Genomic DNA, 23,444 nt, shown 5'->3' with positions numbered 1-23,444 from the left:
CCGTCGCGATGCGCGCGGCCCCGAGCCCCAGGAGAGATGATGACGAGCACCCCCACCCCCGCCGCGGCCCCAGCCGAGCAGCCGGAGCGGAGCCAGCCCAGCCTCGTCAGCGGCCCCGGTCTGCTGAGTGTCGACGGCAAGAACCTTGAGCTGCCGCGCGCCCAGGCGACCGATGGCGCTGACGGCCTGGGCGTGTCCAAGCTGCTGGGCGCCACCGGCGTGGTGACGCTCGACCCGGGCTTCACCAATACGGCGTCGTGCACCTCGCAGATCACCTACATCGACGGCGCGGCCGGGATCCTGCGCTACCGCGGCTACCCGATCGAGGAGCTGGCCAAGTCCTCGACCTTCCTGGAGGTCGCCTACCTCCTCATCAACGGCGAGCTGCCCGACCGCGAGTCCTTCCAGCGCATGGAGCGGCGCATCTCGCGTCACCGCCTCCTGCACGAGGACTTCCGCAGCTTCTTCACCTCCTTCCCCTCCTCGGGTCACCCGATGGCGATCCTCCAGGCGGGGATCGCGGGTCTGGCCACCTACTACGAGGACACCCTCAACCCGCACGACCCCTACGAGCGCGAGCTCGCCACCGTGCTTCTGCTGGCCAAGATGCCCACGATGATCAGCTACATCGCTCGGCGCGCCATCGGCCTGCCGCTGCTCTACCCGGACCCGCAGCGCTCCTACGTCGAGGACTTCATCCGCATGTCCTTCGGGATGCCCTACCAGTCCTACGAGATCGACCCGGCCGTGGTGCGGGCCCTGGACATGCTCCTCATCCTGCACGCCGACCACGAGCAGAACTGCTCGACCTCCACCGTGCGCCTCGTGGGCTCGGCCGACGCCAACATGTACGCCTCGGTGGCCGCGGGCGTGGGCGCGCTGTCCGGCCCGCTGCACGGCGGCGCGAACGAGGCCGTCCTGCGCATGCTGGACACGATCCAGAGCTCGGGGATGAGTACGGCCGAGTTCGTCCGCAAGGTCAAGAACAAGGAGGACGGCGTCCGGCTCATGGGCTTCGGCCACCGGGTCTACAAGAACTACGACCCGCGCGCCGCGATCGTCAAGGAGACCGCCCACGACGTCCTGACCCGTCTGGGCTCCGACGACGGCGACCGCAAGCTCGAGATCGCCATGGAGCTGGAGGAGACGGCGCTGCGCGACGAGTACTTCGTCTCGCGCAGCCTGTACCCGAACGTCGACTTCTACACCGGCCTCATCTACCAGGCGATGGGCTTCCCCACGAAGATGTTCACACCCCTGTTCGCCCTCGGGCGGCTGCCGGGCTGGATCGCCCAGTACCGCGAGATGATCGCCGACCCCGCCAAGCGCATCGGGCGGCCCCGCCAGGTCTACGACGGCTCCACCGAGCGCCACTACGTGGCCATGCACCGCCGCAAGCACGATGACGGCCAGTACCCGGCCACCCGCGCCGGCGTTCCCAGCCTCGACCGCGTCACCAGGGTCTGAAAGGCGATCTACCGAATCGGGGGTGTCCGTTCCAGAGCTGGAGCGGACACCCCTGGTCGGTTGGGCATCAGTCGATCAGATCAAGGAGATGCCGACGCGTCCTCATCGCATGGATGAGTCACTGGTTGCCGCCGATGCCGCCGAGAGCCCCTGCGGCTGTTTGAGGGAAGCGTCCGGGCTACCTGAGGTAGTCATCCAGGGCGGCCAGCATCGTCGGGGTGACGTGCTCAGCCCGCTCGTTGAGAATCAGGTGGTGACTGGCGGGCAACTCGATCAGCCGCTTCTGGGGCGCCACCAGTCGCTCGTAGACCAAGCGGCTGTAGCCGAGGGTGAACAGGGGGTCACCCGTCGACACGAACGCCACCACCGGGCAGGCGATGCTGCCGTCGACGAGGACCGACATATCGGTCGCGAACAGGCTGGACAGGAAGCTCACTGGGTAGGCAGTGCGTCCCAGGGGGTCCCGGTAGAACTCATCGCGCCACTCCCGCTCCGAGAAGACCTTGTTGACGTCGAGGTAGAAACTCATCGGCACCTGCAGTCCGGGCAGCACTCGGCCGGCGACGGCGATGATCCGCCGGATCGCCGGGTACGCAACGCCGAGCGCGTTGGGGAAGCGGGTGACCGACAGGGATTCTCGCAAGGGCGTGAACAGGACGTTGTGCGGAAAGGCGGCTCGGATGCGGTGCTCGCCGCCGGCGGCCAGCAGGGTGAGGATGCCGCCCTGGCTCGACCCCATCAGCCCGACGGCGCCGCGGAAACGGGCGCAGGCATAGCCCACCGCGTCCCGGACGTTTCCGATCATGTCGTCGAGGGTGAACCGGTGGATGACCCGGGGGCTGCGCCCATGAGACAGCGGGTGGACGCCGACCACGTGGTAGCCGTGCCGGCTGACCGCGTCCAGGAAGGGGCTGTAGAACAGGGGGTGGGTCATGGTTCCCGGGACGAACACGACCGTCGGCGCCGCGTCCTGCTCCGCCTCCCAGATGGACAGCGTGATGGGAGCCCGGCCCGATTCGATTGAGACCTCCGAGTATCTGGGCAGGTCGATCGAGTGCTCGTTCAGCAGCGTTGCGATGTCCACGCCAGCCACGCCCTCTCAAGGTTGTCAGCGCTTCCTACCGGTCAGCCTGTGGACGCTCACGCGACGAAGGCGTGAACGGCTGAGTGGATGATCGTGGCCCGCTGGTCGACCGCAGCCGCCAGGCTATCGCCTCGACGGCATGATGAGCTCGGTGGGCTACAGCCGGTTCAGCTCGATCTTGCCCATCTGCAGGATCTTATCGCGCACGGCGGCGTCGGCCATGAGCTCGGCGATGTTGTGGGGGACGACCTGCCAGGAGACGCCCCAGCGGTCGACGCACCAGCCGCAGCGCTCGGCCTCGGGCACGGCTGACAGTCCCGTCCAGTAGCGGTCGATCTCCTCCTGGTCCCGGCAGGAGACGATCATGGAGACCCCGGGCGTGAAGGTGAAGTCGTGGAAGGCCCCCGAGTCCATGGCCGCCATCCAGGTGCCGCGCAGCGTGAAGTCGGTGAACATGATGGTGCCCGCCTCCATCGGCCCACCCTCCTCGTAGCGGCGCAGGGCTCCGCGGTGGGCGTCGTCGAACAGGGCGATCCAGGCGTCAGTGGCCTCCTCGGCGTTGGCGTGGTTGGTTCCGCCAAACATGAAGGAGGGCAGGATGAAGGGACGCGGCTCGCCGGCAGGGTCGGTGAGCATGAGCCGCCAGGTCATGCCGAAGCGGTCGCGGACCCAGGCGTAGCGCGGCGAGAAGGGGTACTCTCCCAGCTCCATGAGCACGCCGCCGGCGGAGAGCCGCTCGTAGAGCTCATCGAGGTAGGCCCGGGCCTGCTCCTCGCCGCCGAACAGGAGCGGGTCGAAGTTCAAGATGCAGCTGATCGACGGGTTCGGGGCGTACTGGTCTCCGCCGTTGATGAGTGAGAGGCGGAAGCCATGGATGCTGACCGTGGCGGCGAGCCCGGGCACCTGCTCGACGATGGAGCCCTCGCGGAAGACGTCGGCGTAGAACCGGGCCGCTTCGTCGGCGGTGCCGTCGCACCAGATGGCGGGGTTGATGTGCTGATCCATGCGGACACCGTATCGCGAATGACGGCCACTATGAGGATTATTCATGGCGCTTGACGTGGTGGTCGGCGCGAGGGGGCTGAATCCGCGGCGACAGGTGTCCGTGCTGCGGACATGGAGGCCGCAGGGAGGTTGGAGTCCAAGCAAGAACCGCGGAATCTCAAGGATTATCATTGGTTGCATCGGCTGTGGACTCGGCCATGTCCGCTGTGTGGACACCGGGTGGCTCGTGCGTCACAGGAGGAAGGTGGAACCGACTGATAGCCCCATGAATAATACTCTTGCGGTGCTGCTGCACCGCCAGTGATGAAACGGAAGGCGAACATCGTCCAGAACCCCGGGGAAACTGCGCAGGCTGCTGTTGCCAACGCGAAAACCACCATCCCAAGCGTAAGGATGATCCGGCGGTTACCTCGGTCCGAGACCGGCCCGGACACCAGTCCGGTGAGCGCGTACCTGATCGCTTAGACGCTGACCAGCCACTCTGCGTCATCGACACGTCGAATGCCTTGGCCAGCGATGGCAGCAGCGGCGCGACGACGAAGGTGTCTGACCCGATCAGGAACATCACCGTGAACCCGAGTATGGAGAATTTTCGTTCCATACCATCCTCCAGACGGCAGAGAGCGCCTCAATGCTAAGCATTGACAGTGCTGTCAATGTCAAGAGCTACTGACGCAGATATCCCACCTCATGGCCGCGGTGCCGGTGTCGTACTCAACGGGTACCTGCCGAACTTGGCTGCCGCGTCGACAGTCACCTTCTGAGACCTGAGCCTTCCAGGAGCCTTACTGGCGTCATCGAGTCATCGACGTCGGACTCTGCCCGCGGTGGAACCACTATGGTTAGGCTGACCTCATGAGTGAGAAGCCCGCAGACTCCACCACCTCCGCCGACCTGCCGCTGCCCTACGCCGATCGCCCCATTGCCTCCGCACCCGGCCACTGGGTCCTGGCCCGCGCCGGCAAGCGCGTCCTGCGCCCCGGCGGCGCCGCCCTGTCCGCCGCCATGCTCGGCCACGCCCACCTGCCCGGCGCCGACGTCGTCGAGCTCGCCCCGGGCCTGGGGCGCACCGCCGCCGAGATCGTCAAGGCAGGTCCCGCCTCCTACACCGCCATCGACCGCGACCCCGACGCCGCCCGGCGCGTGGCCGCCGTCGTCGGGAACCTCGGCACCGTCCGCCAGGGCGAGGCCGCCGACACCGGCCTGGATGATGCCAGTGCCGACGTCGTCGTCGGCGAGGCCATGCTTACCATGCAGGGGGACAAGGGCAAGGCCGCCATCGTCGCCGAGGCCGCCCGCGTGCTGCGCCCCGGCGGGCGCTACGCCATCCACGAGCTCGGCGTCACCCCCGACGACATCGACGAGGAGTACTACACCGAGCTGCGCCGCGACCTGGCCCGCTCCATCCACGTCAACGCCCGCCCCATGACCGCCGCCGCTTGGAAGGAGCTCATGGAGGACGCCGGGCTCGTCGTCGACTGGGTCGACACCGCCCCCATGGCCCTGCTCAAGGTCGGACGCAACATCCGCGACGAGGGAGTAGGAGGCTTCCTGCGGATCGCGCGCAACGTCGCCGCGGACAGGGCGCTGCGCCGGCGCGTCCAGGAGATGGCCCGCACCTTCAAACGCTATGAGAAGGACATGGTCGGCATCGCCCTCGTCGCCCACAAGCCCGCATCCTGAGCCCCGCCCCCTCCCGGCGAGGCCTGGGGCCGGTCATCGGCCCTGATGGCGTGGTCAGAGTCAGTCGTCGTGGGTCGCTCCGCGCAGACCGGCGCGCAGAACCTCCCGGTTGAGCAGCGCGATCGCCTCGATCGGGATCCCCGCCGGGCACGCGGGCACGCACTCGCCGTACACCGAGCACGGCCCGAAGAGCTCATCGAGCTCCCGCGTCATCGCCCGGGCCCTGCGCCCCCGCTCAATGCGCCCGGCCGGCATGAGCGACAGGTGCGCCAGCTTCGCCCCCGCGAAGAGTGCCGCCGCCCCGTTCGGGCAGGCCGCCACGCAGGCCCCGCAGCCGATGCAGGCGGCGAAGTCCAGAGCCCGCTCCGCCTGCAGGTATCCCTGGGCGACGTCGTCGGCGTCCGGTGCGGTCCCCGCGGCCACGTCGACGGTCCCGCCCACCCGGATGAGCTCGTCGAGCGCCGTCCGGTCCACCGCCAGGTCCCGGATGACCGGGAAGGCCGCTGACCTCCACGGCTCCAGCCGGAAGCGCGTCACCCCGGGGAAGGCCCGCAGGTGCTGACGGCACGCCGGCGTCGTGTCCAGCGGCCCGTGCGGCACCCCGTTGACGAGGAAGCCGCAGGCCCCGCACACCCCCTCCCGGCAGTCCGACTCGAAGACCACCGGCTCACCGCCGGCCTCGATGATCTGGTCGTTGAGGCGGTCGAGCAGCTCCAGCAGACTCATCTGCGGCTCGGCGTCCTCCACTACGTGGCTCTCGAAGAAGCCTTGCGCCTGCGGCCCGTCCTGCCGCCAGATCTCCAGTTCGACCCTCATCGGTAATCCCTCACCTGCATGGGCACCAGCGAGAAGCTCAGCGGCTCGGACCGGCGTGTGTGCCCGCCGTCGGGCCCCGTCTGCCAGGCCGACACGGAGCACCAGGCATCGTCATTGCGCTGGGCCTCGCCGCCCTGCGTCGCGTACTCCTCGCGGAAGTGGGCGCCGGCGGACTCGCGCCGGTCCAGGGCGTCAAGGATCATGACCTCCGCCAGCTCCAGGAAGTCGGCGACCCGCAGTGCCCTCTCCAGCTCCTGATTGAGTCGCGCCTGGCCCCCGACCACGGTGACGTCGGCCCAGAACTCCTCGCGCAGGGCGCGCACCTCCTCCAGCGCACGCAGCAGCCCCGTCTCGGAGCGGCTGACCCCGCAGCCGGCGTAGAGGATCTCACCCAGACGGCGGTGGAACCACACGGGACGGTGGGTTCCGCCCACCGCCTTCAGTGACTCGATGCGCTCACGGGTTGCGGCCACGGTCTGGATCGCCTCCGGTGCGTCGGGGCTCAGGGGCTTGCTGCCCACCAGCCCGGCCAGGTAGTTCGGCACTGCCAGCGGCAGCACGAACCAGCCGTCCACGCTGGCGCTCAGCAGCGAGTTCGCCCCCAGGCGGTTGGCGCCGTGGTAGTTGTTCGAGGCCTCCCCGCCCACGAACAGTCCCGGGATGGTGGACATCTGGTCGAAGTCCACCCACAGCCCACCCATCGTGAAGTGGGCGCCCGGGGCGATGCGCATGGGCACCTCGTAAGGGTCCTCGCCGGTGGCGTCGAGGTACATCTCGAACAGGTTGCCGTAGCGCGAGGCGATGGTCTCCTTGCCCAGCCGCTCCAGCGCGTCGCGGAAGTCGAGGTAGACCGAGTTGCGCAGCGGCCCGACGCCGCGGCCGGACTCGATCTGCTCACGGGCGTTGCGTGAGGCCACGTCGCGCGGGGTGAGGTTGCCGAAGGCCGGGTACTTGCGCTCCAGGTAGTAGTCGCGCTCGTCCTCGGGGATGTCGTTCGGGGGCCGCTCGTCCCCGAGGCGCGCGGGCACCCAGATGCGCCCGTCGTTGCGCAGGGACTCGCTCATGAGGGTGGTCTTGGACTGCCAGTGCGAGCTCACCGGCAGCGCCGTGGGGTGGAACTGCACCATGCAGGCGGAGGCGAAGGCCGCCCCGCGCCGGTGGGCGCGCCAGGTGGCGGTGGCGTTGGAGGCCATGGCCAGGGTCGAGTAGTGGTAGACGCTGCCGTAGCCGCCGGTGGCCAGCACGACGGCGTGAGCGGTGTGGGCGCTCACCTCGCCGGTGAGCAGATCCCGGGTGACGATGCCCTGGGCACGGGAGTCGGCCACGATGAGGTCGAGCATCTCAGTGCGGGTGTGCATGTGGACGCTCCCGGCGGCGATCTGCTCCTGGAGGGCCTGGGCGCAGGCGATCTCCAGCTGCTGTCCGGTCTGCCCGCGTGTGTAGTAGGTGCGCGAGACCTGCACCCCGCCGAAGGAGCGGGTGGCGAGCTGGCCGCCGTACTCGCGGGCGAAGGGCGCCCCGATCGCCTCCATGTGATCGATGACCCGGCCGGACTCCAGCCCCAGGCGCACGACGTCGGCCTCCCGCCCCCGGTAGTCCCCGCCCTTGACGGTGTCCTTGACGAAGCGCGCCAGCGAGTCGCCGTCGACCTTGCGGGCCCGGGCGGCGTTGATCCCGCCCTGCGCGGCCACCGAGTGGGCACGGCGCGGGGCGTCGTGCAGGCTGAAGCACTCCACCCGGTAGCCCAGGCGCCCCAGGGTCGCGGCCGCCCCGGAACCGGCCAGCCCGGCGCCCACCACGATGACGGTCAGCTTGCGGCGGTTGGAGGGGTTGACCAGGCGGTACTCGTCGCGCCGACGCTCCCAGGCCTGCTCGGGAGGGCAGTCCGGCAGGCGCGCGTCGAGGTCCTCACCGACGTCGTACAGGCCGCCGACGGCCGGTTGCGTGCTCGCACTCATCCGATCACCCCCGTGCAGATGAGCACCGGCAGCAGACCGTTGACGACCGCGATGGCCAGGGCCACGGCCAGGGCGACGGCACGGCACGCCTGGCGCAGCCGGGGACCGGTGCCGCCCAGGTCGATGACCACGTTCCACAGGCCCTGCGCCAGATGGAGGGACAGTGCCAGCATGACCAGGCTGTAGAAGACCGCCATGCCGGGACGCGACAGGCTCGCCACGAGGTTGTGGTAGGCGCTGACCTGCAGCTCGCCGTTCGACGTCGTCGGCGCCTGGAAGCTCTCAGGGGCGATGAGGCGGCCGATGGTCAGGTCGAGGATGTGGACGAGGACGAAGACCCCGATGAGGGCGCCGGTGACGAGCATGGAGCGAGCGCCGATGGTGCGGGCGGGCAGAGCCCGACGTCGGAAGGGCCCGCGCGCACCCCTCGCGCGCCGCCACAGCGTGATTCCCGCGGCCACGTGCAGCACGATGCACGCGCCCAGCGCCAGGCGCATCGCCCACAGGAGGCCCTCATGCGGTAGGAGCGGGTAGGCGACCTCCCGCAGCCAGGCGGCGTAGCCGTTGAAGGCCTCAGGACCCGCGAGAACCTTGAGGTTGCCGATCATGTGGACCATGACGAACAGGGCCATGATCGTGCCCGTGACCGCCATGGTCGCCTTGAGGACCCGCTGCGAGGCCCACACGGGGGTGCGGCGCCTGCGCCGGGGCGGCAGCGCGTCACCGACGGGTCGGGCGGCCTCAGGGGCATGGGCGGTCGTGGGTGTCATCGTCACCCTGCCTCCCCTCGCTGGCGCAGAAAAACTCATCACTATGATAACGAAAACCTCGATGCTGGCATAGAGTGTGAACGTTGTATTTCATAGCCCCGGCTCAGGCATGCGCCCGGACATTCCGTGCTCGCCGTCCTCCTGAGGCTCGGTGTCCTCGCCAGCGGCCTCTGTGCCCAGGGTGAACGGCCCGGCAGCGCGATAATCTCGCCCGGCAAGTAGGAACTCCCTGGACGAAAGGACCAGCCGTGCCCACCGAGGTCTCACCCCGCTGGCCAGGACCGTCCCGCCGCCGGGTCCTGGCCGGAGGCGCCGGCGGAGCCCTCGCGGTCCTCCTGGCCGCCTCCGGGTGCTCCAAGAGCTCCAGCGGCCCGCGCCTGCTGACGATCCCGCGCGAGGACATGGGTACCTTCACCCGCAACTTCAACCCCTTCACCACCAACAGCGCCCCCATGACCGGGCAGGCCGTCTACGAGCCCCTCCTCATCGTCAATCCCCTCAGCGGCGAGATCACCCCCTGGCTCGCCGAGTCCTGGGCCATGTCCGACGATGCCGCCTCCCTCACCTTCCACCTGCGCCCCGGCGTGACCTGGTCCGACGGCAGGCCCCTGGTCGCCAAGGACGTCGTCACTACCTTCGCCGTCCACCGCGCCGTCACCGGCGGCTACGACTACCTCGACTCCGTCACCGCCAACAACGCCACCGCAGTCACCCTCACCTTCACCCGCCCCTGCTCCGTCGCCCTGCAGGAGCTCGGCAGCCAGCTCATCGCCCCCGACCACGTGTGGTCCGCCATCTCCGAGCCCGCCAAGTACCCCAACCCCGACCCCGTGGCCACCGGACCCTTCACCAAGGTCACCAGCTTCCAGGCCCAGTCCTTCGACCTCATGCCCAACCCCACCTACTGGGGCAACAAGCGCCAGGACGACGACGTCGGTGACTCCCCCTCGAGCTCCGCCACCGCCAGCACGGCCGACCACGCCTCGGTCCCCGGCATCCGCATGCTGGCCTTCGCCGGCAACGACAGTGCCAACCTGGCCGCCGTCAGCGGCGACGTCGACTGGGCGCCCCAGTACATGGCCGACATCCAGAGCGCCTACATCGACAAGGACCCCGCCCACCGCCACTACTGGTTCCCCGGCGCAGACTCCACCATCCAGTGGACCCTCAACACCACCAGGGCCCCCTACAACGACCCCGCCTTCCGCAAGGCCCTCAGCCAGGCCGTCGACCGCACGACCATCTGCGCCACCGGCATGTCCGGCTACGCCCAGCCCGCCGACCCCACCGGCCTGGGGGACAGCTTCCAGGCCTGGAAGGACCCGGCCGTGGCCGCCGCACCCCTGTGCACCTACGACAAGGCCGCCGCGGCCGCCGCCCTCGATGCCGCCGGATACGCCCTCGGGGCCGACTCCAAGCGCCTGGGCCTGGACGGCAAGCCGCTCGCCCTGACGATCTCGGTGGGCTCGACGTCGTCGGACTGGGTCAGCGTGGCCCAGATCATCGTCCAGAACCTCGCCGACGTCGGCATCAGCGCCACCATCGACTCACCGGACTGGAGCGAGGTCACCGCAGCCCTGGAGACCGGCACCTTCGAGACCGCCGTGTGCTGGTCCTCGCTGGGCGCCACCCCGTACACCTACTACGAGGCGACCATGAGCACCCAGAAGGTCAAGCCGATCGGCACCCACGCCCTGGAGAACTACCACCGCTTCGGCGACGAGCAGGCCACCGCCCTGCTCAGCCAGTTCGCCGCCACCACCGACCAGGCCCGCCAGATCGAGATCTGCCACCAGATCCAGCAGCGCTACGCCGACCAGCTCCCCGTCATCCCCCTGTTCCCCGGGCCGATCTGGGGTGCCTACACCGACGAGCACTTCACCGGATGGCCCAGCCAGGACAACCCCTACGCCTCACTGAGCACCCGCGCCGCCACCACCGTCCTGGTCCTCAACTCCCTCAGACCCCGTGCCTGAGCCGTCGCCTCAGGGCGGCCTCCCCACGCCGGCGGGTCCGAGCGCGACTACCGGGCTCTCAGCCAGAGCGGGGACACTGTCCCGGGCGACGGATCGAGTCGCCCGCAGCTGCTCGCACCTCAGGACCGGGAGGGAGGGATACGCCGGTGGCCTACATCCTCAAGCGCCTGGGTTACTACCTCGTGGCCCTCTGGGCCTCGATCACCCTCAACTTCCTCCTGCCCCGGCTCATGCCCGGCGACCCCGTCTCACGCATGTTCGCCCGCTCCGGTGCCCGTCTCACCGAGACGCAGGCCCTCCAGCTGCGCCGGCTGTTCGGGCTGGACGACGCACCCCTGTGGCAGCAGTACCTCAGGTACCTCCGGTCCGTCCTCACCGGGGACCTGGGAGTGTCCATCTCCCGCTTCCCGGCCCCCGTCAGCGAGGTCATCGGCAGCCAGATCGGCTGGACCGTCCTGCTGGGCGGAGCCGCCCTGGTCATCGCGGCCGGCGCCGGCAGCCTGCTGGGGATCCTGGCGGCCTGGCGGCGCGGGGGAGCGGCCGACTCGATCCTCGTGCCCCTCCTGGTCCTCCTCGGCTCCTTCCCCTACTTCTGGCTGGCCATGGGCGCCCTCTACGTCCTGGGCGTGGGGCTGGGCTGGTTCCCGCTGCGCCACGCCTACACCGCAGGGACCGTCGTGGACTGGACCAGCCCGACCTTCCTGGCCGATGTCGCCCAGCACCTCGCGCTGCCGGCCCTCACCATCGTCGCGGTCTCCCTGGGCGGCTGGGCCCTGGGGATGCGCAACACGATGATCTCCACCGCCTCCCAGGACTACATCCTCCTGGCCGAGGCCAAGGGGCTCGCGCGCTCGCGGATCATGCTGCGCTACGCCGCCCGCAACGCCATGCTGCCCACAGTGACCAACATCGGCACGTCACTCGGTTTCGTCGTCGGCGGCTCCATGCTCACCGAGGTCGTCTTCGCCTACCCAGGCATCGGCTACCAGCTCTTCAGCGCTGTGAGCGCCCTGGACTACCCGCTCATGCAGGGCATCTTCCTGACCATCACCGCCGCCGTCCTGGCCGCGAACCTCCTGGTCGACCTCGTCTACGTCCGCCTCGACCCCCGCGTGCGCGCCAGCGGTCAGGGGGAGTCATGAGCCCGGCCCGACGGCGCAGGGGCCCCCTGGCCGGACTGCTCTCCTCCCTGACCCGCTCCCGCCGGGCCCGGGCCGGGACGACGATCCTCGCCCTGTTCGCCATCGCCGCGCTCCTGGCCCCCGTCATCAGTCCCGGCGACCCCGCCCGCATCACGGGCGCACCGGCCTGCGGCCCGAGCCCGGCCCACTGGCTCGGCGTGACTCCCAAGGGGCAGGACGTACTCGCCATGACCCTGTGGGGTGCCCGATCCTCCCTGGCCGTGGGCCTGGGCGCCGGCGTGCTGGCGACCCTCGTGGCCCTCGTCGTCGGCCTCACCTCGGCATATCTGGGGCGGGCGGTCGACGGCCTGCTGTCCGTGGTCACCAACGTCTTCCTCCTGCTGCCGGGGCTGCCGCTGCTCGTCGTCCTGGCCGCCTACATGCCCCCGGGGTGGGCCAGCACCCTCATCGTCCTCGTCGTCACCGGCTGGGCCGGGGCCGCCCGCGTCCTGCGTGCCCAGGCCATGAGCCTGCGCGGCACCGACTTCGTGGAGGCCGCCGTCGTCGCTGGGGAAGGACCCGTGCGGATCATGGCGGGGGAGATGCTGCCCAACATGGCCTCCGTCGTCATGTCGACGCTGCTGGGCTGCGTCAACGCCGCCATCGGCGCCCAGGCCGGGCTCGAGTTCCTGGGGCTCGGCTCGTCCGGCTCCGTGTCCTGGGGCACCAACCTCCACTGGGCCGCCACCGACGGCGCCCTCATGACCGGCCGCTGGTGGACTTTCGTGCCCTCGGGCCTGGCCATCGCGCTGGTCGCATACGCCCTGGCCCTCATCAACGCCGGCGTCGACGAGGCCACCAACCCCCGCCTGCGCCGGCCGACTCGGGGAGGCCCTGACGTGGAGCGCCCCGTCAGCCTTCCGGCACACTCGGCCGGCCCGATCGTCGAAGACGGCGGGGACCGCGAGCCGCTCCTGCGCATCGAGGACCTGAGCGTCGAGTACGGCGCCGACGGCGGTGAACGCGCAGACGGCGGCCGTCGCGTCGTCGGCGTCGACCGTTTCAGCCTCACTGTCGGGCCAGGCGAGGTGGTGGGCCTGGCCGGTCCCTCCGGCTGCGGCAAGACGACGGCCGCAGCCGCGATCATGCGGTTGCTGGGCCCCACGGCGCGCGTGACCTCCGGCCGTGTCATGGTGGGCGGGCGCGACGTCCTGGCCCTGGATCCGGGTGAGCTGCGCCGCCTGCGTTGGCGGGAGGTCGCCCTCGTCCCCCAGTCCGCCATGAACGCCCTCAACCCCGTCACGACGATCGGCGAGCAGGTCGCCGATGTCCTGACCACCCATGAGGGCCTACGACGACGCGCCGCCCGCGAGCGCGCCGCCGAGCTCCTGGAGTCCGTCGGCATTCCGGTTGGCCGGCTGCGCGCCTACCCCCACCAGCTCTCCGGTGGGCAGCGCCAGCGCATCGTCATCGCCATGGCCCTGGCGCTCGGGCCCCGCCTGCTCATCCTGGATGAGCCGACCACGGCACTCGACGTCGTCGTCCAGCGGGAGGTCATGGCACTGGTGCTCAGTCTGAAAGCCCGTTTGGGCTTCTCCGTCCTGCTCATCACCCACGACCTGTCCCTCATGGCCGGGGTGTGCGACCGCATCGGCGTCATGGAGGCGGGTCGCCTCGTGGAGGAAGGGCCGACCGCCAGCATCCTGACCGCTCCCACGCACCCGGCCACGAAGGTGCTCATGGCCGGCCTGCCGGTGCGGCCCGACCCCGGCCGCCCGCCGGAGGCGCCGACGGAGCCGGTCCTCGAGGTGAAAGGCCTGTCCAAGGACTTTCCCGCCGGCGGCTTGCTCTCGCGACGCACCATCCAGGCCCTGGCCGGCGTCGACCTGACCCTGCACCGCGGCGAGATCCTCGCCCTGGTAGGGCGGACCGGCTCGGGCAAGTCGACCCTCGCCCGCATCATCGCGCGCCTGGAGGCCCCCACCGCGGGGCGCCTCCTTCTGGAGGGGCGCGACGTCCTGGCCCGCGGGCCGCGCCGTGCCTCCCGCCAGTACCGCAACCGGGTCCAGATGGTCTTCCAGGATCCCTTCGCCTCCCTCAACCCGGCCCACAGCGTCGAGCGCACGCTGGGACGGGCCCTCGCCCTGCACCGGAGCGCGCCGGAATCCGGCGGGGGAACCGACGACCAGACCGACGCCGTGGCCGAGGCTGCCCGGCTGTTGGACGCCGTCGGCCTGGAGCCCGGCCTCCTGGGGGCGCGTCCCCACGAGCTCTCCGGCGGGCAGCGTCAGCGCGTGGCCATCGCCCGGGCCCTGGCCTGCGGCCCGGAGGTGCTGGTGGCCGACGAACCCACCTCGATGCTGGACGCCCCGCTGCGCGCCGGCATCCTCGACCTGCTGGCGCGGCTGCGCCAGGAGCGAGGCCTGTCCATCCTCTACATCACCCACGACCTGGCCTCGGCCCGCTACCTCGCCGACACGACGGCGGTGCTCCAGGCCGGCCGCCTCGTGGAGACCGGCCCCACGGCCGAGCTCATGAAGCACCCCGCCCAGCCCTACACCCGGCTCCTCCTGAGCGCGCTGCCTGCCCCGAAGCCACCGGCCGCCTCCCGCGGCTGAGGCGGAAGACGGCCGGTCCAAGGCGCTGTAGCAGCGGACGTGAGCAGCCCTACTGGTTCGTGTGCAGCGCTGAGTCCAGTTCGATGCCCTTGCCGCCGCGAGCCAGCGCCTCGACGGCACCGGACTGGGAGTTGCGGCGGAACAGGACGTTGGAGGCGCCGGCCAGCTCGCGGGCCGAGACCACGCGCGGCTCCACGAACAGGCCGTGGCTGCCGGGCACCACGCCGCCCTGCGGCATGAGGGACACCTTCGTTCCGGCCGTCAGGTACAGGCCCGCCTCGACGACGCAGTCGTCACCCAGCGGGATCCCGAGCCCCGAGTTGGCTCCCAGCAGGCAGCGCTCACCCAGGGCCACACGCTGACGGCCGCCGCCCGAGAGCATGCCCATCGTGGAGGCGCCGCCGCCGACGTCGGAGCCGTCACCGATGATGACGCCCTGGGAGATGCGGCCCTCAACCATGGAGCGGCCCAGCGTCCCGGCGTTGTAGTTGACGAAGCCGGCGTGCATGACCGTGGTGCCCTCGGAGAGGTAGGCGCCCAGGCGCACGTTCGCGGCGTTGCCGATACGCACCCCCGAGGGCAGGACGTAGTCGGTCATGCGCGGGAACTTGTCCACGGAGTGGACCTGGACCGGGCGGCCCAGAGCGGCGCGCAGACGGGTGCGGGTGGTTTCGAAGTCCTCGGCGCGGCAGGGGCCGGCGGAGGTCCACACCACGTTGGGCAGGCGGGAGAAGATCCCGTCCAGGTTGATGGTGTTGGGCTTAGCCAGGCGGTGGGACAGGGCGTGCAGGCGCAGGTAGCCGCCGGCCACGGTCTGGGGGGCGTCGTCGAGGTCGGCCCAGGTGCGCACCACGGTGGTGTGCACGCCCCGGGCCTCGTCGCGACGCTCCATGGCGCTCAGAGTCGCCAGGAGGTCGGCGTGCCCGTCCTCGGGCTCGTCGCCGAGGACCGGGCGGGGATACCACACGTCAAGGGTGTTGCCGTCGTCGGTCACGGTCGCCAGGCCGAGACCCCATGCACTGCGAGTCGTCATGCGTAACACCCTACGGGACCCGGTGGCTGACCGTTGCCGGCGAGCGTGCGAGAATCACCGCATGGCGCGCACGACGATCCACCTCATGCGGCACGGCGAGGTGCACAACCCCGGGGGCATCCTCTACGGCCGCCTGCCCGGCTACCACCTGTCGACCCTGGGCCACCAGATGGCCCAACAGGTCGCTGACGTCCTGTCCGCCTCCGGGCACGACATCACCCAGGTCATCACCTCGCCCCTGGAGCGCGCGCGAGAGTCCGGAGCCCCTACCGTGGCCGCCTTCGGGCTGGCGCCGACGACGGAGGCCCGGCTCATCGAGGCCGGCAGCAGCCTCGAGGGCATCGCCGTCAACCGCAACCGCTGGATCCTGGCCCACCCCAGCCACTGGAGCAGCTACGTCAACCCGCTGCGCCCCTCCTGGGGCGAGCCCTACCGCGAGATCGTCGAGCGCATGCGCGGCGCCGTCGTCTCCGCGCTCGACGTCGCCGAGGGCCATGAGGCGCTCCTCGTCTCCCACCAGCTGCCCATCTGGTCGCTGCGCCTCTTCCTGGAAGGACGCCCCCTGGCCCACGACCCGCGTCGGCGCCAGTGCGCCCTGGCCTCCCTGACCTCCCTGACATTCGAAGACCGCACCCTGGTGGGGCTGGCCTACTGGGAGCCGGCCGGGGACCTGCTGCGTCAGGCCCGCGACATGGTGCCCGGTACCTCCGCCGCCCGGGCAGCCACTGGCCGGGCCGACCACGGCGAACGTGCTGACAGTGCTGACCGCACTGGCCGCGGTGAGGCGACGCGGTGACCCAGCAGCCGCCCTCGCGCCCGGTCGGCAGCGAGATCGTGCGCGCAGGCAGCCGGCCCGCCGCATCCGGTGAGGTGCTGCGCCCCGGTTCTCGAAGGCCCGCCCCACGGCGACCCTGGACCGGGCAGGACTTCGTGTGGTGGCACACCGCCGCCGTCCTGACCGCCACCCGCCAGGGCCGGCGTCCCAACCCGGTCTCACCCACCATCGACCCCGTGCGCCCGGCCCTGGGCTCGGGCGAGGTCATGCTGGCCACCTGCGACGCCGAGCTGCTCATGTGGCGGCGCGGGGACGCCACCTACAACCCCTCGCGTGGCTTCTTCCTGGCCGGAGGACCCGTCGGCCTGGCTCTGACGGCCGCCTTCTTCGGCGGCCAGGCCTACCTCAACCACCGGCGCCGTCGCGCCGCCGAGGCCGACGCCGTCGAGAAGTGGCGACACCTGGCCCGCGCCCGCCTCACCATCTCGACCCACGGCATCTATCTGGGTACCGGGGAGGGCGTCATGCCCATCTCCTACGCCGACGTCCAGGAGGTCCGGCTCACCACCACCGGGGAGATCGTCATCGCCGCCGCCAACGCCTCCGGCTCGGTGCGCCTCAAGATCCGTGCCCAGTGGGCCGAGCTCGTCCTCATCCTGTGGTCGGTGCGATACATGCCCGACCACCCCCAGGTCGTGGGGCGCACCTGGATCCCGGGCGACTGGCTCATCCACGCCTCTGCCCACGGCTACGACGTCGATACCGGCCCCTGGCCCACGGCCCAGGCCGCCCTGCCCTGAGACCGCCCGCGGCCGGGCGCCTCGGTCTCAGTCCTACCCAGCTGCTCAGCGCTGGTCAGTACCGGAACGGTCGGAGTCGCCCGCCTCTCCGGCGTCGGGCTTCTCATCCCTGCCGGCACCACCGCTGCTACCTGACTCCTTCGGATGGTGCTTACGACGGCGGATGTCCTGCTCCAGGTCCCGCAGGAACTCCGGGTCGTCGTCGGGCGCCATGGGCCGGGCCCGTTCCGGGCGACGGAAGGTCGTGCCCTCCTTGGAGGACCACACGGTGGGCTCCACGTAGCCGCCGCGCTCCTCAGCGGCCTTGACCCGCGAGACGATGATCCAGGCGATCGGACCGATGGTCGGGAACAGCACGATGAGGGTGATCCACAGGAACTTCGGCATCCGCGCCGGCATGCTCTCCTCCGGCGTGCGCGCGCAGTCCAGCAGGGCGTACAGCGTCAGGGCGAACACCAGGATGATGAGGACGATACGCATGGGCCAACCCTAACCGAGCCGACCGGCCCCGCAGACCCCTGCACCTGCGCATACCCCTCCCTCCGAAGGCGTGGCACGATCATCCCGTGTCCACCCCGCCGACCTTCCGCCTCCTGACCGGTGGAACCGCCCCCGACGACGTCGCCGCCCTGCGTGCCGCCCTCGCCGAGCGCCTGGCCCGGCGCGGCCTGCTCACAGCCCACAGGGATCAGGCTGTAGTGGCTGCCGCGGGTGGGACGGGCAAGCAGCCCACGAGTTCCTCTCCGCTGCTGGTGCCCATCGGCCCGGGCGAGAATCCCCGCCGAGTCCAGGCGGATCTGGCCCGCCGCGTCTGCCGGGTCCCTTCGCGCACGGACCTGGTCCTGCGCACCTCAGGCTCCACCACCGGCACCGGCAGGCTCATCGCCATGAGTGCCGCCGCCCTGGTGGCCTCCGCCCGCGCCACCCACGATCACCTGGGCGGCCCGGGCACGTGGGTCCTGCCGCTGCCCGCCCACCACGTCGCCGGCCTGCAGATCCTCATCCGCTCGCTCCTGGCCGGAACCGCTCCGGTCGTGGTCGACACGAGCACGGGATTCAGCCCGACGGCGCTCGCGGACGCCTTGCGCTCGGCCCGGTCAGTCACCGGCCCCACTGCCGGCTCCACCACCCGCCTCTACGTCTCCCTGGTCCCCACCCAGCTGGTGCGCGTCCTGCGGGACCCGACGGCGGGCCGGGCCCTGGCAGAAGCCGACGCCGTCCTCCTGGGAGGCGCTGCCGCCGATCCCTCTTTGCTGGCCCGGGCCCGGCGGGCCGGTATCACCGTGGTCACCACCTACGGCATGAGCGAGACCGGCGGGGGCTGCGTCTACGACGGTCGGCCCCTGGACGGCGTCGAGCTCGCCATCCAGGACCCCGACGCCGACGGCGCCGGCCGCATCCTCGTATCCGGGCCGGTCCTGGCCGAGGGCTACCTGTGGGACCCCGACGAAGCCGACCCGGATCCCGACGGCACGGGCCGGGCCCGTGAGGGTTTTCGGCACACCGGGGCCGGGCGCGTCCTGATCACCTCCGACCGCGGCCGACTGCGGCCCGACGGGCGCTTGGAGGTCCTGGGGCGTCTAGATGACGTCATCGTCACCGGCGGCGTCAAGGTCGAGCCCCGCCACGTGGAGGAGGCCCTCACCGGCCTTGAGACGGTGGCCGAGGCCTGCGTCGTCGGCCTGCCCGATGAGCAGTGGGGCAGCGTCGTCGTTGCTGCTGTCGTGTGCGAGCTCGCCACCGGGCAGGAGGGCTCGGGAAGCTCCGACGGCCGGAGCCGCCCTGACGGCGCCGCTCTGCGTGAGGCGATCCGCGACCGGCTGGACGGTGCCCACACCCCCAAACGGATTGTCATCCTGGAGGCCCTGCCGCTGCGCCCCAGCGGGAAGGTCGACCGGCGCGCCGTCGCCCGGCTCCTCGCCGCAGCCACAGCTGACGAGGCCACGGAGCCTCCTACGCCAGGGCCCTGATCTCCGCCTCGCTCGGGCAGGTGGCCGGGCCGAAGCGCGTCGTCGTCAGGGCACCGGCCACATTCGCCCAGCGCAGCGCCGTCGTCAGGTCCATGGAGCGGGCCAGGGCCGCGGCAAGAACACCCGAGTGCGCGTCTCCGGCCCCGTTGGTGTCCACCGGTGTCACCGGGATGCTCGGGGTGTGGACCACCGCGTCGCCGTCGGAGAACCAGGAGCCCTGCGCCCCGGCCCGCACCAGCACCGTCCCGAGCCTGGCCGACAGCGCCTCGCAGGCGCCGCCGTGGTCACCCGCCTCAACGGCCAGCCCCAGGCGGCCCGCGAGCAGCCCGGCCTCGCGCTCATTGAGCGACCAGATCGGACCCATCTCACCGAGGCGCTCCAGCGAGCTCATGGGAACCGAGCCCACCATGGGGGAGACGTCGAACAGCGCCGCGCAACCCGCCCGGGCCTCGGCCAGACGGCCGGCCAGGCGCTCAAGCGCGGCAGTGGAGGCCTCATCCGCCAGGGAGTAGCCGCTGATGTACAGGACGTCGTCGTCGCGCACGTCCAGGTGGTCGAAGGCATCGACCGGGCCCCGGGTCTCGGCCCCGCGCGTGGAGACGAAGGTGCGCTCGGCGCGGGCGTCGGTCATGGCGACGCAGTACCCCAGGTCGCCCGGTGCGAGCGGCCCGACATGGGGCACCCCGATCTTCTCCAGGGCCTTGGCGGCGGCCTCGGAGAAGGGGCCGTCGCCGAGCGGACCGGCGTACAGGGTCTCGACGTCGAGCCTGCGGGCGGCAGCCAGCACGTTGAAGCCCCCGCCGACGGCCATCCCCGCCTCGTCGGCGAACACGTCACCGCCCGGCTCAGGAATCGCCTCGATGCGCAGGGTCAGGTCAATGACAACCTGACCGGTGTGAATGACTCGTCCCGTCATGACCGCCTCCCGAGGTGTGCGTGCTCCGAGCGGATCGCGAGCAGGGCCTCGCAGACGGGTGCGAGCTCCAAACCGGAGCGCTCCAGCACCTGCCGGACCTGCTCGGCGGGAAGGAGACGGGGCGCGCTCGCTCCCAGGATCGCGCCGGCCATCGCGGCGATGGTGTCGGTGTCGCCCCCGAGCTCGGCGGCGAAGCACAGACCGGCAAGGGGCCGCCGCGCGAACTCGCGCACGATGACCAGGGCGCAGGGGACTGACTCGGCCGACTCCACCGAGGTTCCGACGTACTCGCGCACATGGTCGGCCAGGGCGTCGCCCTGCAGGCCCCGGGTCTTCTCCAGGGCCAGGCGGGTGCGGGCGGTGACGGAGGCCTTCTCCGTCCAGTGGCCCTCCTGGGGGTGGGCGACCACGAAGTCCAGCGCCGCCTCCAGGGCGGAGCCGGCGTCGGCGCCGTCGATGGCCGCACTGACCGCCGCGGCGATGAGACCGGCGGCCTCGAAGCCCTGCCGGGTGTCGTGGGTGACCAGGCAGGAGGCGTGAACGGCGCGGGCCAGGGCGTCGTCCGCGGTATTCAGGGAGAAGGCGATGCCCACTGGGGACACCCGCATCGCGGCGCCGTTGGTGGTGCCCTCCCGACCGGTGCGGCGAGGGTCGGCGCCGGCGCGCACCTGCTCGAGGGCATGCTTGGTGGAGGGCCCCAGCAGGTCGAGCGAGCCGCGGGCGCGCATGTCGTCCTCCCAGGTCAGGAGGGCCTCGGCGAGGTGGTGAGGATCGACGTGGCCGCCGCCGTCAATGAGGAGGCCGGCCAGGATGAGGGCCTGCTCGGTGTCGTCCGTGACGCTGCCCGCCGGCATCGAGGGGGCGATGGGCTGCTCGGCGACGGCGTCGCGCAGGCCGGTGATGGTGCCGTAGTGCCGGCGGATCTGCTCCGGGCTCATGGACTGGGTGGGCATGCCCAGCGCGTCGCCGAGGGCCAGGCCGGTCAGCGCCCCCAGAGCACGCTCGCGCACCGAAGGACCACGCGCTGAGCGACCGGGCGCAGGCTCGCCCGAGGGATCGTGGGGGCAAAGGTCTGGGTGTCTCACAGAGGTCTTCCTGACGATGAGGCGTCCTGGCTGCGGTGCCGTTCCTGGACCGGCTCCTGTGCCGGCACCGGCCACGGCGCTGGTAGGGTCACTGCCGCTTACCCTAGAGGATTGGAGAGAGTCGTGAGCGGCGAGAGCGTCGAGAGCGCACAGGACGGCGGACCTCGCGCCACCAGCTGGGCGGAGGTGGTGCGCCTGCGCACCCTGCCGGCCGCTGTCGCCCCCGTCATCCTGGGCGCCGGGGCAGCCGCCGCGATGGGGGACTTCTCCGTGGTGCGCACGTTGCTGGCCGCGGGCATCGCCCTGGCGCTGCAGATCGGCTGCAACCTGGCCAACGACTACTCCGACGGCGTGCGCGGCACCGACGACGAGCGCACCGGGCCACCGCGCCTGACCGCCTCCGGGCAGGTCGCCCCCCGCACCGTCAAGCTCGCCGCCTTCGGCTGCTTCGGCCTGGGAGCCCTCCTGGGGCTGGCGCTACTGGCCCTGAGCGGCCAGTGGTGGCTGCTGATCGTCGGCGCCGCCGCGATCGCCGCCGCCTGGTTCTACACCGGCGGATCCCACCCCTACGGCTACGCGGGCCTGGGCGAGGTCTTCGTCTTCGTCTTCTTCGGTCTGGTGGCCACCGTGGGGACCACCTACGTCCAGGTCGGCACGGTCCCGGGCTGGCTGTGGCCCTCGGCCTGCGGGATCGGCCTGCTCGCCTGCTCCCTGCTCATGGTCAACAACCTGCGCGACATCGACACCGACCCCGCACACGGCAAGATGACTCTGGCTGTTCGTCTGGGGGAGCGAGGTACTCGCCGCGCCTTCTCAGGCATGGTCCACCTGCCGTTGCTGTTGGGTGCGGTCGGGCTTCTATGGGCGCGTGAGACCGGGTCCGCCAGTCCCGCCGACGGCGGAGGCAGCATCAGCCCGCTGCTGAGCCTGCTGATCGCAGTGGGTGTTCCGCTCCTGCTGCTTCCGCTGGTCCGGCGAGCCACCGCCCCGGTACGCGCCGGTGCCCGGGGACGCTCCCTCATCAGCTCCCTGCGCGACGCCGGACTCCTCGAGCTCGCCTACGGCCTCGCCGTCGCAGCCGCCACCGTCATCATCACTCTGTGAGGTCTTCCTTGACTCTGTCGACCTGTCGCGATCCCGTGTGAGACCGGCGTGTCGGATCGAAGTGCACTGAATCGAATGCTGTAGTCACGGCGACTCTGTGCGTGTCTTCCGACTGGAGATCATGGGAGCCGGAGGAAGGTGGTGAGGAAGAATTCTTGAATACCTACTACCCTCCGATCATGACTGCTAGGGGTTGTCAGATTCCGGGTTTGCGAAGTGTTGGTGTGTCTGGGCTCGCAGGCGCAAGGCGCGTGGCACTGGCTTGGCGCCAGATTGTGGACTGGGCGGAGTACAAGGGATATCTCCGGCAAGGCGATGCCCGTCCTGGAGTCGCTTAACGATACTGTCGAACGATGTGGGCTGCACCGTAATAACGGTGCAGCCCACACTATGGGGGTCGCGGGAAACCGCTGCGGCTCAGCGGGCCGACTCGGCGTCGAGCCGAACCCAGGGGTCGGGCTGGTGGGTGATGCGGTTGCGCAGGTCGCGGCGCACCAGCTCGATGGACCACAGCCAGATGACATGCCCCAGCGCCTCGGAGAAGTGCTCCGCCCAGGTCTGCCCGCCGGCGACCCACGGGAAGGGTGAGGGAACCGTGCCCGTCAGCGGCATGAGCACCAGGTGCGCCCCCACCCACACGAGCAGGCCGAAGGCGGCCCCCTGCCATAGCGTGATCGATCTGTAGTACTCGGCCATGACGCAGTAGAAGACGGCGAAGACGATCGCGAAGCTGAAGTGGATGATGAAGGAGTAGATCGGCAGGCCCTCGTTGCCGTTGAAGGTGGCGCTGGTGTGCGACTGCTCCGGAGTCATGCCCAGCTGCTCCAGGAGCCTCTGAGGCGGGTTCGTCGCGTTGCGCTCCGGGGTGCGGGGCGGGAAGGGGACCTCCCAGCCGAACTTGACGATGGCGGAGAAGAACCCTCCGATGATGCCGACGATGATCGCGGTCCCGATCCGTCGTCGTGAGGGCTCGGTCTTCTCCAGCAGGGTGGACAGCATGGGTGCCTCCAGGTGTCGGGGAACGAACAGTGCGGTGGCCGGGCCGGCGGACGGCTTGCAGTTCGAACGGTGTCCTAGTCGTCCGTTGTCCACCGGCCCGGCCTTCGGAAGCCTGGCATGAGAGGCGGTTCGGTCGCAACGCTTTCGTTACCCGGTGCTCGTCGCGCTCCTCGCGCCGGGCGGAGGAACCGGAGGAAGACCGGTGAAGGTGGTACGGCGAGGGCCTCGCCACAGCTGACACTGTGACGAGGCCCTCGCCGAATG

General features: G+C 70.8%; 20 protein-coding genes. 9 read left to right on the top strand and 11 right to left on the bottom strand.

Translation table 11 applies throughout. From position 1 onward, the window contains the following. Window positions 1-39 precede the first annotated feature (39 nt). Complete coding sequence (locus BQ8008_RS08770) at window positions 40-1,467, top strand: citrate synthase (protein WP_108833681.1); 1,428 nt, start codon at window positions 40-42, stop codon at window positions 1,465-1,467. A gap of 178 nt (window positions 1,468-1,645) precedes the next feature. On the opposite strand, the gene BQ8008_RS08765 is transcribed toward BQ8008_RS08770, so the two are convergent. From BQ8008_RS08765 to BQ8008_RS13725, 3 genes are all read right to left on the bottom strand, one after another. Continuing rightward, window positions 1,646-2,551 carry an alpha/beta hydrolase gene (locus BQ8008_RS08765; RefSeq protein ID WP_108833680.1) on the bottom strand — a complete coding sequence of 302 codons (906 nt, stop codon included), beginning with the start codon at window positions 2,549-2,551 and terminating at the stop codon, window positions 1,646-1,648. 156 nt (window positions 2,552-2,707) lie between these two features. Continuing rightward, complete coding sequence (locus BQ8008_RS08760; protein WP_108833679.1) at window positions 2,708-3,556, bottom strand: VOC family protein; 849 nt, start codon at window positions 3,554-3,556, stop codon at window positions 2,708-2,710. A 167-nt stretch (window positions 3,557-3,723) separates the two neighbouring features. Continuing rightward, on the bottom strand, window positions 3,724-3,990 hold the full coding sequence (locus BQ8008_RS13725) for a hypothetical protein (protein WP_234415312.1): 267 nt from the start codon (window positions 3,988-3,990) through the stop codon (window positions 3,724-3,726). Window positions 3,991-4,411: 421 nt separating this feature from the next. Between BQ8008_RS13725 and BQ8008_RS08750 the strand changes: the two genes are divergently transcribed. After that, a complete protein-coding gene (locus tag BQ8008_RS08750) occupies window positions 4,412-5,239 on the top strand; it encodes a class I SAM-dependent methyltransferase (protein WP_108833678.1) in 828 nt (275 codons plus the stop codon). Between the two features lie 60 nt (window positions 5,240-5,299). On the opposite strand, the gene BQ8008_RS08745 is transcribed toward BQ8008_RS08750, so the two are convergent. Genes BQ8008_RS08745 through BQ8008_RS08735 form a run of 3 tightly spaced genes read right to left on the bottom strand, consistent with a single transcriptional unit; the run spans window position 5,300 to window position 8,783 of the window. Then, the gene (locus BQ8008_RS08745) at window positions 5,300-6,055 is read right to left on the bottom strand and encodes a succinate dehydrogenase/fumarate reductase iron-sulfur subunit (RefSeq protein WP_108833677.1); all 756 of its coding nucleotides are present in this window, start codon (window positions 6,053-6,055) and stop codon (window positions 5,300-5,302) included. Further along, window positions 6,052-8,013: a fumarate reductase/succinate dehydrogenase flavoprotein subunit gene (locus BQ8008_RS08740; RefSeq protein WP_108833676.1), complete on the bottom strand. Its 1,962-nt coding sequence runs from the start codon at window positions 8,011-8,013 to the stop codon at window positions 6,052-6,054. The genes BQ8008_RS08745 and BQ8008_RS08740 overlap by 4 nt, the downstream gene beginning before the upstream one ends. After that, window positions 8,010-8,783, bottom strand: a complete 774-nt coding sequence (locus BQ8008_RS08735; RefSeq protein ID WP_108833675.1) for a succinate dehydrogenase cytochrome b subunit — start codon at window positions 8,781-8,783, stop codon at window positions 8,010-8,012. The genes BQ8008_RS08740 and BQ8008_RS08735 overlap by 4 nt, the downstream gene beginning before the upstream one ends. A 248-nt stretch (window positions 8,784-9,031) precedes the next feature. Between BQ8008_RS08735 and BQ8008_RS08730 the strand changes: the two genes are divergently transcribed. The 3 genes from BQ8008_RS08730 (at window position 9,032) to BQ8008_RS08720 (ending at window position 14,498) form a co-directional block, all read left to right on the top strand. Beyond that, window positions 9,032-10,759 (top strand): ABC transporter substrate-binding protein, encoded by a 1,728-nt coding sequence (locus BQ8008_RS08730; RefSeq protein ID WP_108833674.1) that lies wholly within the window; start codon window positions 9,032-9,034, stop codon window positions 10,757-10,759. 146 nt (window positions 10,760-10,905) lie between these two features. Further along, the gene (locus BQ8008_RS08725; protein WP_108833673.1) at window positions 10,906-11,901 is read left to right on the top strand and encodes an ABC transporter permease; all 996 of its coding nucleotides are present in this window, start codon (window positions 10,906-10,908) and stop codon (window positions 11,899-11,901) included. After that, a complete protein-coding gene (locus BQ8008_RS08720; RefSeq protein WP_108833672.1) occupies window positions 11,898-14,498 on the top strand; it encodes an ABC transporter ATP-binding protein/permease in 2,601 nt (866 codons plus the stop codon). Before BQ8008_RS08725 ends, BQ8008_RS08720 begins: the two co-directional genes overlap by 4 nt. Window positions 14,499-14,547: 49 nt before the next feature. Here BQ8008_RS08720 and dapD read toward each other — a convergent pair whose 3' ends face one another. Continuing rightward, entirely contained in the window at window positions 14,548-15,531 is a 984-nt protein-coding gene (gene dapD / locus BQ8008_RS08715) for a 2,3,4,5-tetrahydropyridine-2,6-dicarboxylate N-succinyltransferase (protein ID WP_108833671.1), read from the bottom strand. Between the two features lie 61 nt (window positions 15,532-15,592). Between dapD and BQ8008_RS08710 the strand changes: the two genes are divergently transcribed. Together BQ8008_RS08710 and BQ8008_RS08705 are read left to right on the top strand one after the other, a co-directional pair. Further along, window positions 15,593-16,327 (top strand): histidine phosphatase family protein, encoded by a 735-nt coding sequence (locus BQ8008_RS08710; protein ID WP_108833670.1) that lies wholly within the window; start codon window positions 15,593-15,595, stop codon window positions 16,325-16,327. Continuing rightward, on the top strand, window positions 16,324-17,106 hold the full coding sequence (locus BQ8008_RS08705) for a hypothetical protein (protein WP_234415311.1): 783 nt from the start codon (window positions 16,324-16,326) through the stop codon (window positions 17,104-17,106). Before BQ8008_RS08710 ends, BQ8008_RS08705 begins: the two co-directional genes overlap by 4 nt. Before the next feature lie 45 nt (window positions 17,107-17,151). Here BQ8008_RS08705 and BQ8008_RS08700 read toward each other — a convergent pair whose 3' ends face one another. Then, entirely contained in the window at window positions 17,152-17,586 is a 435-nt protein-coding gene (locus BQ8008_RS08700) for a PLD nuclease N-terminal domain-containing protein (protein WP_108833669.1), read from the bottom strand. A gap of 86 nt (window positions 17,587-17,672) precedes the next feature. Between BQ8008_RS08700 and BQ8008_RS08695 the strand changes: the two genes are divergently transcribed. Beyond that, the gene (locus BQ8008_RS08695) at window positions 17,673-19,076 is read left to right on the top strand and encodes an AMP-binding protein (RefSeq protein ID WP_108833668.1); all 1,404 of its coding nucleotides are present in this window, start codon (window positions 17,673-17,675) and stop codon (window positions 19,074-19,076) included. Here BQ8008_RS08695 and BQ8008_RS08690 read toward each other — a convergent pair. Continuing rightward, window positions 19,060-19,992 carry a PfkB family carbohydrate kinase gene (locus BQ8008_RS08690; RefSeq protein ID WP_108833667.1) on the bottom strand — a complete coding sequence of 311 codons (933 nt, stop codon included), beginning with the start codon at window positions 19,990-19,992 and terminating at the stop codon, window positions 19,060-19,062. The genes BQ8008_RS08695 and BQ8008_RS08690 overlap by 17 nt on opposite strands. Continuing rightward, window positions 19,989-21,002 carry an ADP-ribosylglycohydrolase family protein gene (locus BQ8008_RS08685; protein ID WP_108833666.1) on the bottom strand — a complete coding sequence of 338 codons (1,014 nt, stop codon included), beginning with the start codon at window positions 21,000-21,002 and terminating at the stop codon, window positions 19,989-19,991. The genes BQ8008_RS08690 and BQ8008_RS08685 overlap by 4 nt, the downstream gene beginning before the upstream one ends. 198 nt (window positions 21,003-21,200) lie before the next feature. On the opposite strand from BQ8008_RS08685, the gene BQ8008_RS08680 reads away from it, so the two are divergent. Next, complete coding sequence (locus tag BQ8008_RS08680; RefSeq protein ID WP_108833665.1) at window positions 21,201-22,181, top strand: 1,4-dihydroxy-2-naphthoate polyprenyltransferase; 981 nt, start codon at window positions 21,201-21,203, stop codon at window positions 22,179-22,181. A 417-nt stretch (window positions 22,182-22,598) separates the two neighbouring features. Here the strand turns inward: BQ8008_RS08680 and BQ8008_RS08675 are convergent, their stop codons facing one another. Next, window positions 22,599-23,180: a YagU family protein gene (locus BQ8008_RS08675; RefSeq protein WP_108833664.1), complete on the bottom strand. Its 582-nt coding sequence runs from the start codon at window positions 23,178-23,180 to the stop codon at window positions 22,599-22,601. Window positions 23,181-23,444: the final 264 nt, after the last annotated feature.

Source organism: Actinomyces sp. Marseille-P3109 (genome assembly GCF_900323545.1).
In the GTDB taxonomy this organism is placed as follows: domain Bacteria; phylum Actinomycetota; class Actinomycetes; order Actinomycetales; family Actinomycetaceae; genus Actinomyces.
This window is presented reverse-complemented; position numbering and strand designations above follow the sequence as displayed.

What these genes read in the sequence shown, in the direction of transcription:
- BQ8008_RS08745 (WP_108833677.1), bottom strand. Translation starts at nt 6,055, where the DNA reads ATGAGGGTCGAACTGGAGATCTGGCGGCAGGACGGGCCGCAGGCGCAA.
- BQ8008_RS08720 (WP_108833672.1), top strand. Translation starts at nt 11,898, where the DNA reads ATGAGCCCGGCCCGACGGCGCAGGGGCCCCCTGGCCGGACTGCTCTCC.
- dapD (WP_108833671.1), bottom strand. Translation starts at nt 15,531, where the DNA reads ATGACGACTCGCAGTGCATGGGGTCTCGGCCTGGCGACCGTGACCGAC.
- BQ8008_RS08675 (WP_108833664.1), bottom strand. Translation starts at nt 23,180, where the DNA reads ATGCTGTCCACCCTGCTGGAGAAGACCGAGCCCTCACGACGACGGATC.
- BQ8008_RS08750 (WP_108833678.1), top strand. Translation starts at nt 4,412, where the DNA reads ATGAGTGAGAAGCCCGCAGACTCCACCACCTCCGCCGACCTGCCGCTG.
- BQ8008_RS08760 (WP_108833679.1), bottom strand. Translation starts at nt 3,556, where the DNA reads ATGGATCAGCACATCAACCCCGCCATCTGGTGCGACGGCACCGCCGAC.
- BQ8008_RS08690 (WP_108833667.1), bottom strand. Translation starts at nt 19,992, where the DNA reads ATGACGGGACGAGTCATTCACACCGGTCAGGTTGTCATTGACCTGACC.
- BQ8008_RS08735 (WP_108833675.1), bottom strand. Translation starts at nt 8,783, where the DNA reads ATGACACCCACGACCGCCCATGCCCCTGAGGCCGCCCGACCCGTCGGT.
- BQ8008_RS08770 (WP_108833681.1), top strand. Translation starts at nt 40, where the DNA reads ATGACGAGCACCCCCACCCCCGCCGCGGCCCCAGCCGAGCAGCCGGAG.
- BQ8008_RS08700 (WP_108833669.1), bottom strand. Translation starts at nt 17,586, where the DNA reads ATGCGTATCGTCCTCATCATCCTGGTGTTCGCCCTGACGCTGTACGCC.
- BQ8008_RS08740 (WP_108833676.1), bottom strand. Translation starts at nt 8,013, where the DNA reads ATGAGTGCGAGCACGCAACCGGCCGTCGGCGGCCTGTACGACGTCGGT.
- BQ8008_RS08710 (WP_108833670.1), top strand. Translation starts at nt 15,593, where the DNA reads ATGGCGCGCACGACGATCCACCTCATGCGGCACGGCGAGGTGCACAAC.